The sequence below is a fragment of the Streptomyces sp. DG1A-41 genome, assembly GCF_037055355.1.
Lineage (GTDB): Bacteria > Actinomycetota > Actinomycetes > Streptomycetales > Streptomycetaceae > Streptomyces.
On sequence record NZ_CP146350.1, the window covers coordinates 3,641,731 to 3,656,194 of the forward strand.

A 14,464-nucleotide genomic window follows, 5' to 3' on the forward strand; every position below is an offset into this window, starting at 1 on the left:
CCGCCATAGCACGCGCTGTGAGGCCCCGGCCCAGAACCCCGGAAACCCCAGGGTTCTGGGCCGTTTTGTGATCCAATCTCCCCCAGGATGTGACCTATCTCCCTCTACACGGGGAGACGCCCAGGTCACAGCAGCCCCACCCTCTCCCCCGACACCGAAGCCCTGTCCGTTTCGTGACGTTACGCACTGACAGCTGGTTAGTCCGCCCTTCAAGCTGATGTAGGAAGTCGGGGGTCGACTTTGAACCGGGAGTACGTCAGTGAGCGCCATGCCGATCGCGTTGCTGGTCACCACGGCCGCCACGGGCGCCGTGGGTGTCGCCGTCCTGCGCACCGTGCTGCAACTGCGCCGACAGGTCGCGGCCCTGCACACCGCGCTGGCCGAGAGCCGCGCCGCCACCACCCGTGCACTGCTGCCCGCCGCCCGCACGCCCGCCGACACCGACGAGATACGGGCCGCCGTGGCGGCGGCGCTCGCGGAGGAACGCGAGCGGGAGCTCGCCGAGGCGCGGGCGTTCTGGGCCGCCCAGGAGGCCCGTGACGCCTCCGACATGCCACCCCTGCTGGGCCTGCCGGACGTCGACCTGTTCCTGCCCCGGCAGGCCGATTTCGCGGGTCTGGAGCCGGTGTCCGAGCCCGGCGCGGACACCGAGGAGCCGGCCGCTGAGTCCCCGGAGCTGGCCGCGGCCCGTCGCCGTCACCCCTCACACCCGGACTTCGTGCCGACGCAGTCGCCGGTCGTGAACGACCACGAGCGCACGGTCGCCACGCTGGAGGAGCTGGCCGCCTCGCGCGTGGAACTGACGGACGTCCGCCCGGGCCCGCTGGGCACCCTCGACGTCTACGTCTTCGCCGACGGCACGACCCTGTGCATGACCCCGGGCCACCGGGAAACCTCAGAGCGCCTCGCCGCAGCCCTGCGCGCGGGCGAGACCCCGACCCTCCTCGGCGGCTCAGGCGTATCGGGCGCCTACACCCTGACGTTCGAGTGCGGCGAGGAGAACGTCTACATCCTGGCCGACAGGGTCATCGCGTCCCTCTAGGGGAGCGCCCCGAAGGGGCGCGGGGCTGTATCGACATGCGGCTCCGCCGCGCGGGCGCGAGCACAACGCGCCCCGCGCCCGCCGACGAAACGGGTCACACCCCCGCCCGCTTCTGCGCCTCCTCAACCAACCGCACCGCGTCATCGACATCGGCACCACTGGGAATCACGACCGCCAGATCATGCGCGGCAACGGTGATCTGATCTGCCGCCGCGAACATCCCCGCATCCGGCATCTCCCGAGGCTCCACGCCCGGCTCCTCCAACTCCTGGGCCCAACGAGCGAGCTGCCGGGCGAGCCCGAGAGCCTCAGCGGCAGCGCCCCGCTGCAACCGGCTCTGGGGCGCAGCCCTCAAACGATCGGCGAAGTGATCCACCGCACGGGTCAGAGGCGTCGTATCAACCACGCCGCGAGCGTACGCGTCGCACCGGGACTGTTGCCAACGGGCGAACACTCAGGCACGGTGACCTGAAGGACCGGCTTACATCCCAGCGTCCGGAGGCGCCGATGTCCCAAGTCTTCTCCGAAGAGACCCATCGCAACATGCTCGCCCGCATCCCCCATTGCACCGGTCGTGAGATATCCGACTGGCTTCGCACCGTCGAAGAAGGCCCGGCACTCTTCCGCTTCGAGGAAAAGGTCAGCTGGCTCCGGCACGAACACAACCTCGCGTACGGCCACGCCAAGGCGATCATCCATGAGTACGACCTGAGGAGGGCCGCGCGCAAACTGCTCTAGGCGAGGACACGTCTCGACGACGAAGCCGCCCGGCAGACGACGAAGGGCCCCGGCGGAGCCGGGGCCCTTCGCGCACGACGCGTCGGACTAGTCGTTGCTGTTGAGGATCGAGATGAGCCTCAGGAACTCCAGGTAGATCCACACCAGCGTCAGCGTGAGGCCGAAGGCCGCGAGCCACGCCTCCTCGCGCGGTGCGCCGTAGGCGACGCCGTCCTCGACCTGCTTGAAGTCCAGGGCGAGGAAGCACGCGCCGAGGATGATGCCGATGACGCCGAAGACGACACCGAGGGCACCGCTGCGGAAGCCGAGGCCGTCACCGCCGCCGAACACCGCGAACAGCAGGTTCACCATCATCAGCAGGATGAAGCCGAGCGCGGCCGCCATCACGAAGCCGTAGAAGCGGCGGTTGACTCGGATCCAGCCGGCCTTGTAGGCGATCAGCACACCGGCGAAGACCGCCATGGTGCCGATCACGGCCTGCATGGCCGCGCCGTCGGCGATGCGGCTGTCGACGATGTTGGACACGACGCCGAGGAAGACACCCTCGAACGCGGCGTACGTCAGGATCAGCGCGGGCGAGGCCTTGCGCTTGAAGGCCTGCACGAACGCCAGGACCATGCCGATCAGCGCGGCGCCGATACCGATGCCGTAGCTACGGCTGATGTTGGCGTCGTCGACCGGCAGCAGGGCCCAGGACAGTGCCGCGGTGAGGATGAGCACGCCGAGGGTGCTCGCCGTGCGCAGGACGACGTCGTCGATGGTCATCCGGCCGGTGGTGGCCGGGGCCTGCGGCGGCGCGCCGTACTGCACGTCCTGCTGGGCGTAAGGGTTCTGCGCGTACGGGTTCTGCGCGTAGGGGTTGCCCGTCGGCTGCGCGTACGGGTTGCCCTGGGTGGCGACAGCGGGACCCCCGGCCTGCGGCGCGGTGTTGAAGCCCGCGTAGCCGTTGTCGCGGCTGAACCCCCGTCGCGAGAAGACCGGGTTTCTGCTCCTCATTTCACTCCTCCATGGCCAACACTGCGTGGCCTTGGCTCAAGAGTAATAGGTAGGCAAAGGAATGACCCTAGTGCTTGGGGAGGATCTTTCCCTCGTCGTGTTGCGCAACACGCTACGCGGCTTCGTGATTCCCCTCATCGGAGGGGGTCATTCATCACCAAGCTGCGACACATCCGGAACCGGTCGGAGATCACCCGCTGACGCCGTCCTTACGCCACCCGAAGCGTCACCCGAACGGGAGGCCCGTGTACCCCTCGGCCAGATCGGTCTCGGCGGCGCGGCAGGAGGCGATGCGTTCCAGCCGGGCGAGCTGGAGCCGGTCCTCGAAGCCGGTCGCGCCGGGGGCGCGGTGCAGGAGGGTCGTCATGTCGTAGGATAACCGCTCGGCCTGCCAGATCCGGCGCAGGCAGGTCTCCGAGTAGGCGTCGAGCAGCTCCGGCGAGCCGGTCTTCTTCAGGTGATCCAGGGCCCGGGCGAACGTCACGACGTCGCCGACGGCGAGATTCAGCCCCTTCGCTCCGGTGGGCGGCACGATGTGCGCCGCGTCGCCGGCGAGGAAGAGGCGGCCGTGGCGCATGGGCTCGTGGACGTAGGAGCGCATGGGCGTGACCGACTTCTGAGTGATCGGGCCGCGCTCGAGACGCCAGTCGTCGGCGGTCTCGAAGCGGCGCTCCAGCTCGTCCCAGAGCGCCTCGTCGCTCCACGCCTCGGCGTCGGTGCCGTCGGGCACCTGAAGGTAGAGGCGGGAGACGGAGGGTGAGCGCATGGAGAGGAGGGCGAAGCCGCGGTCGTGGCGGGCGTAGACCAGCTCGTCGTGCGAGGGCGGCACGTCGGCGAGGATGCCGAGCCAGCCGAAGGGGTACGTCCGTTCGAAGACCTGGGTCAGTTCGGCCGGGATGGCCTTGCGGGCCACGCCCCAGAAGCCGTCGCAGCCGACGACGTACTCGCACTCCAGGACGTCCTCGCGGCCCTCGTGCCGGAAGCGGACGCGCGGGGCGTCGGTGCCGGCGTCCTCCACGGCCAGCGCCTCCGCCTCGAACAGCAGCGGGCCGCCCTCGGCCAGCTGGAGGGCGATGAGGTCCTTGCAGACCTCGGTCTGGGCGTAGACCATCACGGAGCGGCCGCCGGTGAGGGCGGGGAAGTCGACGCGGTGGCGCCTGCGGTCGAAGCGCAGTTCGATGCCGTCGTGGCGCAGCCCCTCGCGGTCCATGCGCTCCCCGGCACCGGCCGCGCGCAGCACGTCCGCGGTGCCCTGCTCCAGGATCCCGGCGCGCTGCCGCCGCTCGACGTAGGCGCGGTCGCGGCTCTCCAGGACGACCGAGTCGATGCCGGAGTTGTGGAGCAGCCGGGCGAGGAGGAGGCCGGCGGGGCCGGCTCGATGATGCCGACGGTGGTGCGCATCGGGCGACCCTTCTCATTCGTTCGTGTGGTGAAATTTTCTTCACCACTTCAGTATGTGAGTCTCTGACGGCATGCGGCCGCTGTCAACGGGCACGCCGCGAACTTCTCAATGGGCCACACAGGGATCGGAAGGTGCCCGGAGCCGGACTCGAACCGGCACGCCCGCGAAGGGGCAGCGAGGTTTAAGCTCGCCGTGTCTGCATTCCACCATCCGGGCAGGCCATGGGCTCCGCATCGAGGTTCCGACACTATCGGGACGAGTCCCCCGAACAGCGGAAGGGCGGACCGATGTTGTCTTATTTTATTGATGTCTGAGGGTGCATCAGCACACGGAACGCGCCATCCGCACTTGCCAATAGCCTTGCGTGCGGCCGTCGGCGGCGCATGCGGAATGACGGAATTTCACCGTCTGAACAAGGGCACTCCACCTGTTCTCGACACCCGGCCCCCTCAGGGGCGTTCCTCCTCCCCAGGTATGACACCGCCCCTCGCGGTCCGACCGAAGTCGGCCTTCGGAACCCGAACAACGGGTGACTACACGGCGGCGCGGGCCCCGGACGATGGAACGAGTCCTTCCCACACCGCCGTCCGACAGGAGTGCCATCCCGTGACCACCGCACCGCTCACCGACCGGGCCACCACCGTGGCCGCGCGCGCCACGGATCTGTCGAAGATCTACGGACAGGGTGAGACCCAGGTGGTCGCCCTGGACCGGGTCTCCGTCGACTTCCGGCAGGCCGAGTTCACCGCGATCATGGGTCCCTCCGGCTCCGGCAAGTCGACCCTGATGCACTGCGTGGCCGGTCTCGACACCTTCTCCTCCGGATCGGTGCGCATCGGCGACACCGAGCTCGGCTCCCTGAAGGACAAGCAGCTGACCAAGCTGCGCCGGGACAAGATCGGCTTCATCTTCCAGGCGTTCAACCTGCTGCCGACCCTGACGGCCCTGGAGAACATCACCCTCCCGATGGACATCGCGGGCCGCAAGCCGGACAAGCAGTGGCTGGACTCCGTCATCGCGATGGTCGGTCTGGCGGACCGGCTCGGCCACCGGCCCGCACAGCTGTCGGGCGGTCAGCAGCAGCGTGTCGCCGTGGCCCGGGCGCTGGCCTCCCGGCCCGAGATCATCTTCGGTGACGAGCCCACCGGGAACCTCGACTCGCGCTCCGGCGCCGAGGTGCTGGGCTTCCTGCGCAACTCCGTGCGCGAACTGGGCCAGACGGTGGTGATGGTGACGCACGACCCGGTGGCCGCGGCCTACGCGGATCGGGTGATCTTCCTCGCGGACGGCCGGATCGTCGACGAGATGTACCGGCCGACGGCCGAGTCGGTCCTGGACCGCATGAAGGCGTTCGACGCCAAGGGCCGCACCAGCTGATTCCCCGTCAGGACCGACAGGACTGAGAAGAAGAAAACCCATGTTCCGTACCGCCTTGCGCAATGTGCTCGCGCACAAGGCCCGGCTCCTGATGACCGTCCTCGCCGTGATGCTCGGCGTGGCTTTCGTGTCGGGGACCCTGGTCTTCACCAACACCATCTCCGACGCCTTCCAGAAGAGTTCCGCCAAGGGCTTCGACCAGGTCGACGTCGCCATGACGGCGGGCTACCAGGACGCCGAGGGCGACCAGGCCGGCAAGCACCACGACTTGACCGAGGCCGTCCTCGAGAGGAGTGAGCGGGTTCCCGGGGCCGCGTCCGCCATCGGGGTCGTGCAGGGCTTCACCGCCATCGCCGACAAGGACGGCAAGCTCATCGGCGACGGCTTCCAGTCGCAGGGCGGCAACTACTGGGGCACCAAGGACCCCCGCTACCCGCTCGTCAGCGGCCACGCCCCCAAGGGCCGGGGCGAGATCCTCATCGACTCCGAGACGGCCGAGCGCGCCGGCTACCAAGTCGGCGACACCGTGCGGATGTCGGTCGACGGGCCGGTCCTGACCCCGAAGATCACCGGCGTCTTCACCACCGACGACGGCAACGTCGCGGCCGGCGGCAGCCTCACCCTGTTCGACACGGCGACCGCCCAGAAGCTGTTCGGCAAGGCGGGCGTGTACGACCAGATCGACGTCAAGGCGAAGCCGGGCGTCACGCAGGCCGCGCTGAAGGCGGAGCTGGACAAGGCGCTGCCGAAGGGCACCGTCGAGACCACCACCGGCAAGCAGCTCGCCGACGACCAGGCGGAGGCGATCGCCCGGTCGATGAGCGGCATGCAGACGGCCATGCTGGTCTTCGCCGGCATCGCCCTGTTCGTCGGCACGTTCATCATCGCCAACACCTTCACCATGCTGGTCGCCCAGCGCACCAGGGAGCTGGCGCTGATGCGGGCGGTCGGCGCCTCACGCCGGCAGGTGACGCGGTCGGTGCTCATCGAGGCGTTCGTGGTCGGCGCGGTCGCCGCCGTGACCGGGCTGCTCGCGGGTATCGGCATCGGGGCCGGACTGCGCTCGCTGATGGGCTCGTTCGGCGGGACCGTGCCCGACGGGCCGCTGATCATCAGGCCCGCCACGATCGTCGCCGCCCTCGCCGTCGGCATCCTGGTCACCATGCTGGCGGCATGGCTGCCGGGCCGCCGTGCCGCGAAGATCCCGCCGGTGGCGGCCATGAACAGCCTGCACGCCAAGGCCACGACCAAGTCGCTGGTGCTGCGCAACACGCTGGGCGCCCTGGTCTCGGCCGCGGGCATAGCGGTGGTCCTGGTGGCCACGACGATGGACGGCTCGGACGGCCAGATGCCCATGGGCCTCGGCGCTGTGCTGCTGATCATCGGCGTGTTCATCCTGACGCCGCTGCTGTCCCGCCCGCTGATCGCCGCCGCGGCGCCCGTGCTGCGCGCCTTCGGCGTCTCCGGCAAGCTGGCCCGGCAGAACTCGGTGCGCAACCCGCGCCGTACGGCCGCCACCGCCTCCGCGCTGATGATCGGCCTGACCCTGATCACCGGCATGACGGTGATGGCGGGCAGCCTCCAGCAGGCCATCGAGAAGATGGCGTCGTCCTCGGTCAAGGCGGACTACGTGGTGTCCATGGCGAACGGCAACGCGCTGTCGCCGGACGTCGAGAAGAAGCTGGAGCGGACCGACGGCGTCACCGCCACCAGCCCGATGCTCAACGCGGCATCCCGGATCGACGGCCGGACCGAGTACCTGACCGGCGTCAACGGCGGCGCGATCGGCGAGCTGGCCGGCCCGAAGGTCGACGCCGGTTCCTTCGAGGTCGGCGGCACCCGGGTCGTCGTGGACAGCGAGACCGCCGAGTCCTCCGGCTGGAAGGCGGGTTCCGCCTTCACCGTCTCCTACGAGGACGGCAAGAAGCAGAGGCTGACGGTCGCCGGGACCTACGAGAGCAACGACTTCCTGAGCGGCATCCTGCTCGACCAGGCGACCCTCGCCCCGCACGTGTCGGACCCGTACAACATGAAGGTCATGGTGAAGACCGCAGGCGGCACGTCCGGCGCGACCCAGGACAAGCTGGAGAAGGCCCTCGGCACCAACCCGGCCATCAAGGTCCAGGACAAGAAGGACATCTCCAACGAGATCGCGCAGATGTTCACGCTGATGCTGAACATGGTCTACGGCCTGCTCGCCATGGCGGTGATCGTGGCGGTCCTCGGAGTCGTCAACACCCTCGCCATGTCGGTCTTCGAGCGCTCCCAGGAGATCGGCATGCTGCGGGCGATCGGCCTGGACCGCAAGGGCATCAAGCGGATGGTCCGCCTGGAGTCCCTGGTGATCTCCCTGTTCGGCGCGGTGCTGGGCATCGGCCTGGGCGTGTTCTTCGGCTGGGCGGCCGGTGAGCTGCTGGCCACGAAGCTCGCGACGTACGAACTGGTCCTGCCCTGGGCGCGGATGGGTGTCTTCCTGCTGCTGGCCGCGACGGTGGGCGTCCTCGCCGCGCTGTGGCCGGCCCGGCGGGCGGCCCGGCTGAACATGCTGGAGGCCATCAAGGCGGAGTAGCCGGCGCGGAAGGGCCCCTTTCCCATCGTGGGAAAGGGGCCCTTCCGCGTCTCGTTCCAGGTGCGGTCGGCGCGCTGACGAGCCCGGCCACACGGGCCGCGTGCCGGGGCCGTGTGCGGACCAGAGGGGTTCGGGGGCCGCGTCGCCCGTTCGTCACCCTGGGCCCGCGATCTCCTCGCCCGGGAACGGGCGCGAGTACGCTCTCGGGTTTCCCCCTCCCGGCCACCACACCGGAAGGGCCCCGGTCCCCGCCGGCAGGAACCGGGGCCCTTCCGCGTTCAGTTCCAGGTACGGGCGCGCAGCGGCATGCCCGACTCGCCCGATTCGGAGGTCCGCACGGCCAGGACCTGGTTGACGCCGATGCGGTTGTGTTCGAAGGCGAGCGCCGAGGCGGCCATGTACAGGCGCCAGACTCGGGCCCGGCCGGGGCTGGTGAGCCGGACGGCACGCTCCCAGCCGTCCTCCAGGCGGGCGACCCACTGGCGCAGGGTCAGGCCGTAGTGCTCGCGGATCGACTCCACGTCGCGCACCTCGAACCCGGCGCGCTCCAGCTGGGCGACGGTGATGCCGACGGGCTGGAGCTCACCGTCGGGGAAGACGTACGAGTCGATGAACGCGTCGACGTTGTACGCCGTCTCGTCCCGCTGGGGGCGGCGGGCGATCTGGTGGTTGAGGAGCCGCCCGCCGGGCTTGAGGAGCCCGTGCAGGTGGGTGGCGTACTCCAGGTACCGCTCGGCGCCGACGTGTTCGGCCATGCCGATGGAGGAGATCGCGTCGTAGGGCCCGTCGCGGACGTCGCGGTAGTCCTGCACCCGGATCTCGACCTTGTCGGTGAGGCCCTCGTCGGCGACGCGCTTGCGGGCGTACGCGGCCTGCTCCTGGGAGAGCGTGATGCCGACGACGCTCACGCCGTGCTCGCGGGCGGCGTGGACGGCCATCGAGCCCCAGCCGCAGCCGACGTCGAGCAGCCGCTGACCGGGGCTCGGGCCGAGCTTGCCGCAGACCAGTTCGAGCTTGTCGTGCTGGGCCTGTTCGAGGGTGCTGTCGGGGCTGGGCCAGTAGGCGCAGGAGTACACCATGGACGGGCCGAGGACGATTTCGTAGAAGTCGTTGCCGACGTCGTAGTGGTGGCTGATGGCGCGTCTGTCGCTGCGCTTGGTGTGCAGGTGGCGGCGGGGGCTGCGGGTCTCCTCGCGGGGCGGGGCGGGCGGCAGCGGGGGCCCGGCGAGCTTGACGAGCCCGCGGACGGCGGAGCGGATTTCGGGGTCGCGCAGGGCCTGGGCGAGAGTGCGGGCGTCCTCGCCGCGCTCCCAGATGTGGCCGGCCAGCAGGTCGAGGGTGGTGTAGAGGTCACCCTCGATGTCGAGGTCGCCCGCCACCCAGGCCCGGGCCAGACCGAGTTCGCCCGGCTTCCACAGCAGGCGGCGCAGGGCGCGGCGGTTGCGTACGACCAGGACCGGCGCGCCCGGCGGGCCCGCCTGCGAACCGTCCCAGGCGCGGATGCGCACGGGTAGCGGTGCTCCCAGCAACTGTGCGAAGAGGCCCTGGAGCCGCGGCGCGGCGTCTGCCATGGTGTACACCTCCGTGATGGGGAATCCCGGAATGTCCCGACACCACGTAAACACCTGCGGGGCCTCGGCGCAGTCCCCGGCACGCGTCACGGATGGGCAAAACCACCACTCCGAAGGAACCGGAGGAACGCCGAAGGACCTCCCGCACCACGGATGGCGGAAGGTCCTTCGGTCAGGGCGGAAAGGGGCCGGAGGTCAGGAGGCCTTGGCCTTCGCCTCGGTCTTCTCCTTGGCCTTCGCCTCGGTCTTCTCCTTGGCCTTCGCCTCGGTCTTCTCCTTCGGCGCGGCGGCGACCGGGCCGGCTTGGCCGCCTCGTAGAACTCCTCGCGCGGCGTCTCGATCGCGCCGAGCGAGACGACCTCGCGCTTGAGGAACATGCCGAGCGTCCAGTCGGCGAAGACGCGGATCTTGCGGTTCCAGGTCGGCATCGCCAGACCGTGGTAGCCACGGTGCATGTACCAGGCGAGACGGCCCTTGAGCTTGATCTTCATCTTGCCCATGACGATCATCGCGACGCCCTTGTGAAGCCCGAGACCGGCCACCGCTCCCTTGTTGCCGTGGGAGTAGTCCTTCTGCGGGAAGCCCCGCATGCCGGACAGGACGTTGTCGCCGAGGACCCGGGCCTGGCGCAGCGCGTGCTGGGCGTTCGGCGGGCACCAGGCGTTCTCGTTGCCCGCCTTGCGGCCGACGAGGTCCGGGACCTGGGCGTTGTCGCCCGCGGCCCAGATGTAATCGGTGCCCTTGACCTGGAGCGTGGTCTCGCAGTCGACGTGACCGCGGGGCCCGAGGGGCAGACCGTAGCGGGAGAGGACCGGGTTGGGCTTGACGCCGGCGGTCCAGACGATCGTGTTGGAGTCGACTTCGAGGCCGTTCTTCAGCACCACGTGGCCGTCGACGCAGGAGTCCATGGAGGTGGACAGGTAGACCTCGACGCCGCGGCCCTCGAGGTGCTCCTTGCCGTACTTGCCGAGCTTGGGACCGACCTCGGGGAGGATCTTGTCGGCGGCGTCGACCAGGATGAAGCGCATGTCCTCACGGGACACGTTCTTGTAGTACTTCGCCGCGTCGCGGGCCATGTCCTCGACCTCGCCGATGGTCTCCGCACCGGCGAAACCGCCGCCCACGAAGACGAAGGTGAGCGCCTTGCGGCGGATCTCCTCGTCGGTGGTGGAGTCGGCCTTGTCGAGCTGCTCGAGGACGTGGTTGCGCAGGCCGATGGCCTCCTCGATGCCCTTCATGCCGATGCCCTGCTCGGCGAGGCCGGGGATCGGGAAGGTGCGGGAGACCGCGCCGAGCGCGACGACCAGGTAGTCGAAGGGCAGCTCGTACGCCTCGCCGACCAGCGGCGCGATCGTGGCGACCTTGCGGTCCTGGTCGATGGTGGTGACCCGGCCGGTGAGGACCTCCGCCTTCGGCAGCACGCGTCGCAGCGGGACGACGACGTGGCGCGGGGAGATGTTGCCGGCGGCGGCTTCGGGGAGGAAGGGCTGGTAGGTCATGTACGACCGGGGGTCGACGACCGTGACGGTCGCCTCTCCGTAACGCATCTTCTTGAGGATGCGCCGAGCTGCGTACAGGCCTACGTACCCACCGCCTACTACGAGGATCCTGGGACGCTCCGTGGTGCTCATGCCATCGAGTATCCACCCGCTTCAGGGGGGTGGCTCGTGCGCCCCTTCACAAGCTCCGTCAGGGTGTGTGTTATCCTCCGCGACCCGCGTGATCCATGTCATGGTGACAACCGGGCTCCTTTGTGCACTGCGAGCCGTTGTCAATGCCGCGTGAGCTGCCTCTCTGGCTCGCCGACCCCCCTGTGAGCCCTCCGCCGGACCCTCCTGCGGACCCCTGCCCCGGCGCGCCCATACCATGCTTCTGAACACGTTCAAAGGCCCATCGGACCCCCGGAAGGGTCAACGCGGCCCTTCTCCTCGCCCTGGAGTGCCGAATTCCTTGTGAAGAACTTCACGAACTTTTCCGGGAGGTCGCTCCCGAGGGGCTCGCGCGCCCCTCGGACCCGCTCAAACGTGATCCTTGCCTGCTCAGAAGCGCCCTAGGCGACGGACAGGCGATGCCGTCGAGGATCGCTCGCGAACGCGACTCCCCGAACCGGGCAGGTGTACACACAAACGCGTACACTGACCTCATGGCTGAGAACACCGTGACCGTACGGGAAGCCCGCGCGCACCTCGCCGACCACATCAACCGGGCCGAGGAAGGCGTTCCGACCGTCATCACGCGCAACGGCGCTCCGGTGGCAGCCGTAGTCCCGATCGCGGACTTCGAAGCGCTGGAGCAAGCTGCCGACGTCATGCTGGCGCGCGAAGCCGAAGCAGTCCTGGCCGAGGGGGGCCCCACCGTGACAATGGCGGAACTGCTGGCAGACCTTTTCACCGAGCAGGACGGCGAGACGGCGTGAAGCACGCCTTCCGGTTCACCACTGCGGCGCAGCGGCAGCTCCGCGCCATCAGTCGGCCCGACGCCATGCGCATCCTGACCGCGCTGACCGCGCTCGGTGACGACCCGTACCGCGAGGACGCCGACGTCAGGAAGCTCACCGGCCCGTCCGGGCTTTACCGGCTCCGGGTCGGAAGCTACCGGGTCGCCTACCAGATCAACGATGGTGAACTCGTCATCCTCGTCGTCAAGGTGGGCGACCGGCGGGACGTGTACCGCGATATGTAGGCGGTCAGACCAAAGACCATCCGATCCCGTCGAGAATGTCGTGCTCGCTGACCACGACCTCCTCCGCGCCGATCCGCTCCATGATCGACAGCAGGACGAGGGCCCCGGCCCCGATCACGTCGACGCGGCCCGGGTGCATGGAAGGCACGGCCGCGCGCTCGGCGTGCGTGGAGCGCAGCAGCCACTCGGTGATCTCGCGGACCCGGTCGCGGGAGACACGGGAGTGGTGGATGGCGGCCGAGTCGTACTCGGGCAGCTCCTGAGCGATCGCCGACACGGTCGTCACGGACCCGGCCAGGCCGACCAGTGTGCGGGCCTCGCGCAGCGGGACCGTCTCCTCGGCGAGGTCGAGGGCGGCCTCGATGTCGGCCCGCATGGCCGCGATCTGCTCCTCGGCCGGCGGGTCGGTCACGGCCCCGTCCCGGACCAGGTGACGCTCGGTCATGCGGACACAGCCGATGTCCACCGAGCGTGCCGCACGGACGTGGTCGTCACCGACGACGAACTCGGTCGAGCCGCCGCCGATGTCCACGACGAGGTAGGGCTTCGGCAGGTGGTCGCGCCCGGCGAGCTCCGTGGTGGCGCCGGTGAAGGAGAACTCGGCCTCCTGGTCCCCGGAGATCACCTCGGGCTCGACGCCCAGGATGTCCAGCACCCCGCGCACGAACTCGTCCCGGTTCTCGGCGTCCCGGGAGGCGGAGGTCGCCACGAACCGCAGCCGCTCCGCCCCGTGCTCCTTGATGATCCCGGCGTACTCGCGGCAGGCCGCGAAGGTCCGCTGGAGCGCCTCGGGGCGAGCCGGCCGGTGCGGTCGACGCCCTGCCCGAGCCGGACGATCGTCATACGGCGGTCCAGGTCGACCAGCTCGCCGGTGGCCGGGTCGGCGTCGGCGACCAGGAGCCGGATGGAGTTCGTACCGCAGTCCACGGCGGCGACACGGGTCACTGGGCGTCCTCCTCGGCGGCCGTCACGCAGGGGCCCTTGAGCCACCACTCCGGCAGCATCCCGACGGTCTCGTCGCCGAGCGGGTTCACCCCGGGCCCCGCGGCCAGCGAGTGCGCCACCAGCACGTGCAGGCACTTCACCCGGTCCGGCATGCCGCCGGCGCTCGGGAAGTTCTTCAGCTCCTCGATCTCGTCACGGCGCCTGATGTAGTCCTCGTGCGCCGCCCGGTACGCCGCCGCCAGCTCCGGGTCCGAGGCCAGCCGCTCGGTCATCTCCTTCATCACGCCGTTCGCCTCCAGCGTGCCGATCGCCGAGTTCGCCTTCGGGCACGTCAGGTAGTACAGCGTCGGGAAGGGCGTGCCGTCGGGCAGGCGCGGTGCCGTCTCGACGACGTCGGGCTGTCCGCACGGGCAGCGGTGCGCGATCGCGCGCAGGCCGCGCGGGGGCCGACCGAGCTGCTGCTTGAAGGCCTCGACGTCCGCGTCGGTGGGCTCGGTGCGCGGGGTGGTCGGCGGGGGCGTTTCCATGACTGTGTTCAGGCTGTCTTTCTCTGGAGTGTTCTCTCGGGTCACGTTCACTGGTCGGAGGCGTCGGCCCTGTCGACCCCGTCCCAGACGTTCGCGTACCAGGGGCGGTCGGCCGCCCCGAGGTCGGCGCGCGAGCGCCGCGCCGCGTGCGGGTCGACGACGATGAACCCCGTCTCCCCCGGCATGACGTAGTGCAACCGCTTCCGGATCTGCTGCTCCGCGTACGCGTCGTCCTGCCAGCGCGCCTTCTGGTCGCGCAGCCGTTCGACGCGCTGCCGGGCCTGCTGCTGTTCGCGCTGGAGGTCCTCTATCTCGGCGCGCTGCGAGACGTACTCCCGCATCGGGTAGGCCAGGGCCACGATCAGCGAGCACATCACCAGCGCGAGCAGCGCGGCCCGGCCGGTCAGCCGGGAGCGGCGGGCCTGGCGCTTGGTCTGGGAGCGGTAGACCCGGGCCGCGGTCTGCTCGCCGAGCAGCCGGATCCTGGTCGCGGTGGAGAACCGGTCCCGGTCCTTCACGGCCATGTCTGTCCGCCTCCTGCTGCACCGTCATACGCGCGTACGTCCCCGGACACGGTACGGGACCGGGTACGGGGACGTACGTACGACGCTTCCT

Annotated in this window: 12 protein-coding genes, 1 tRNA gene and 2 pseudogenes; 6 read left to right on the plus strand and 9 right to left on the minus strand. The window is 69.7% G+C overall.

What is annotated here, in order from left to right; genetic code table 11:
• Positions 1–259: 259 nt before the first annotated feature.
• The gene (locus V8690_RS16735) at positions 260–1,042 is read left to right on the plus strand and encodes a hypothetical protein (RefSeq protein WP_338779693.1); all 783 of its coding nucleotides are present in this window, start codon (positions 260–262) and stop codon (positions 1,040–1,042) included.
• Positions 1,043–1,136: 94 nt separating this feature from the next.
• Here the strand turns inward: V8690_RS16735 and V8690_RS16740 are convergent, their stop codons facing one another.
• Positions 1,137–1,448, minus strand: coding sequence for a hypothetical protein (locus V8690_RS16740; protein ID WP_338779695.1), 312 nt, complete (start codon positions 1,446–1,448; stop codon positions 1,137–1,139).
• Positions 1,449–1,549: 101 nt separating this feature from the next.
• Here V8690_RS16740 and V8690_RS16745 point away from each other — a divergent pair, with 101 nt between their 5' ends.
• On the plus strand, positions 1,550–1,780 hold the full coding sequence (locus tag V8690_RS16745) for a DUF4287 domain-containing protein (RefSeq protein WP_059424410.1): 231 nt from the start codon (positions 1,550–1,552) through the stop codon (positions 1,778–1,780).
• A gap of 87 nt (positions 1,781–1,867) precedes the next feature.
• Here V8690_RS16745 and V8690_RS16750 read toward each other — a convergent pair whose 3' ends face one another.
• The 3 genes and pseudogenes from V8690_RS16750 to V8690_RS16760 all read right to left on the minus strand — a co-directional run bounded on the left by V8690_RS16750 (position 1,868) and on the right by V8690_RS16760 (position 4,394).
• A complete protein-coding gene (locus V8690_RS16750) occupies positions 1,868–2,776 on the minus strand; it encodes a Bax inhibitor-1/YccA family protein (RefSeq protein ID WP_338779698.1) in 909 nt (302 codons plus the stop codon).
• 226 nt (positions 2,777–3,002) lie between these two features.
• Positions 3,003–4,177: pseudogene (locus tag V8690_RS16755) on the minus strand (4-hydroxybenzoate 3-monooxygenase).
• A gap of 133 nt (positions 4,178–4,310) precedes the next feature.
• Positions 4,311–4,394, minus strand: a tRNA-Leu gene (locus tag V8690_RS16760).
• 390 nt (positions 4,395–4,784) lie between these two features.
• Between V8690_RS16760 and V8690_RS16765 the strand changes: the two genes are divergently transcribed.
• Together V8690_RS16765 and V8690_RS16770 are read left to right on the plus strand one after the other, a co-directional pair.
• The gene (locus V8690_RS16765; RefSeq protein ID WP_338779700.1) at positions 4,785–5,555 is read left to right on the plus strand and encodes an ABC transporter ATP-binding protein; all 771 of its coding nucleotides are present in this window, start codon (positions 4,785–4,787) and stop codon (positions 5,553–5,555) included.
• 40 nt (positions 5,556–5,595) lie between these two features.
• Complete coding sequence (locus V8690_RS16770) at positions 5,596–8,124, plus strand: ABC transporter permease (RefSeq protein WP_338779702.1); 2,529 nt, start codon at positions 5,596–5,598, stop codon at positions 8,122–8,124.
• Positions 8,125–8,402: 278 nt separating this feature from the next.
• Here V8690_RS16770 and V8690_RS16775 read toward each other — a convergent pair whose 3' ends face one another.
• Positions 8,403–9,695, minus strand: coding sequence for a cyclopropane-fatty-acyl-phospholipid synthase family protein (locus V8690_RS16775; protein WP_338779703.1), 1,293 nt, complete (start codon positions 9,693–9,695; stop codon positions 8,403–8,405).
• 86 nt (positions 9,696–9,781) lie between these two features.
• Positions 9,782–11,326 carry an NAD(P)/FAD-dependent oxidoreductase gene (locus V8690_RS16780; RefSeq protein ID WP_338779705.1) on the minus strand — a complete coding sequence of 515 codons (1,545 nt, stop codon included), beginning with the start codon at positions 11,324–11,326 and terminating at the stop codon, positions 9,782–9,784.
• 512 nt (positions 11,327–11,838) lie between these two features.
• Between V8690_RS16780 and V8690_RS16785 the strand changes: the two genes are divergently transcribed.
• Both V8690_RS16785 and V8690_RS16790 read left to right on the plus strand, forming a co-directional pair.
• Complete coding sequence (locus V8690_RS16785; RefSeq protein WP_338779707.1) at positions 11,839–12,111, plus strand: type II toxin-antitoxin system Phd/YefM family antitoxin; 273 nt, start codon at positions 11,839–11,841, stop codon at positions 12,109–12,111.
• A complete protein-coding gene (locus tag V8690_RS16790; RefSeq protein WP_338779709.1) occupies positions 12,108–12,377 on the plus strand; it encodes a type II toxin-antitoxin system RelE/ParE family toxin in 270 nt (89 codons plus the stop codon). Before V8690_RS16785 ends, V8690_RS16790 begins: the two co-directional genes overlap by 4 nt.
• A 4-nt stretch (positions 12,378–12,381) precedes the next feature.
• Here the strand turns inward: V8690_RS16790 and V8690_RS16795 are convergent.
• The 3 genes and pseudogenes from V8690_RS16795 to V8690_RS16805 form a co-directional block, all read right to left on the minus strand.
• Positions 12,382–13,322: pseudogene (locus V8690_RS16795) on the minus strand (Ppx/GppA phosphatase family protein).
• Positions 13,319–13,849 (minus strand): DUF501 domain-containing protein, encoded by a 531-nt coding sequence (locus V8690_RS16800; RefSeq protein ID WP_338779711.1) that lies wholly within the window; start codon positions 13,847–13,849, stop codon positions 13,319–13,321. Before V8690_RS16800 ends, V8690_RS16795 begins: the two are co-directional and overlap by 4 nt.
• 47 nt (positions 13,850–13,896) lie before the next feature.
• Positions 13,897–14,373: a septum formation initiator family protein gene (locus V8690_RS16805; RefSeq protein ID WP_338779713.1), complete on the minus strand. Its 477-nt coding sequence runs from the start codon at positions 14,371–14,373 to the stop codon at positions 13,897–13,899.
• Between the last annotated feature and the right edge of the window lie 91 nt (positions 14,374–14,464).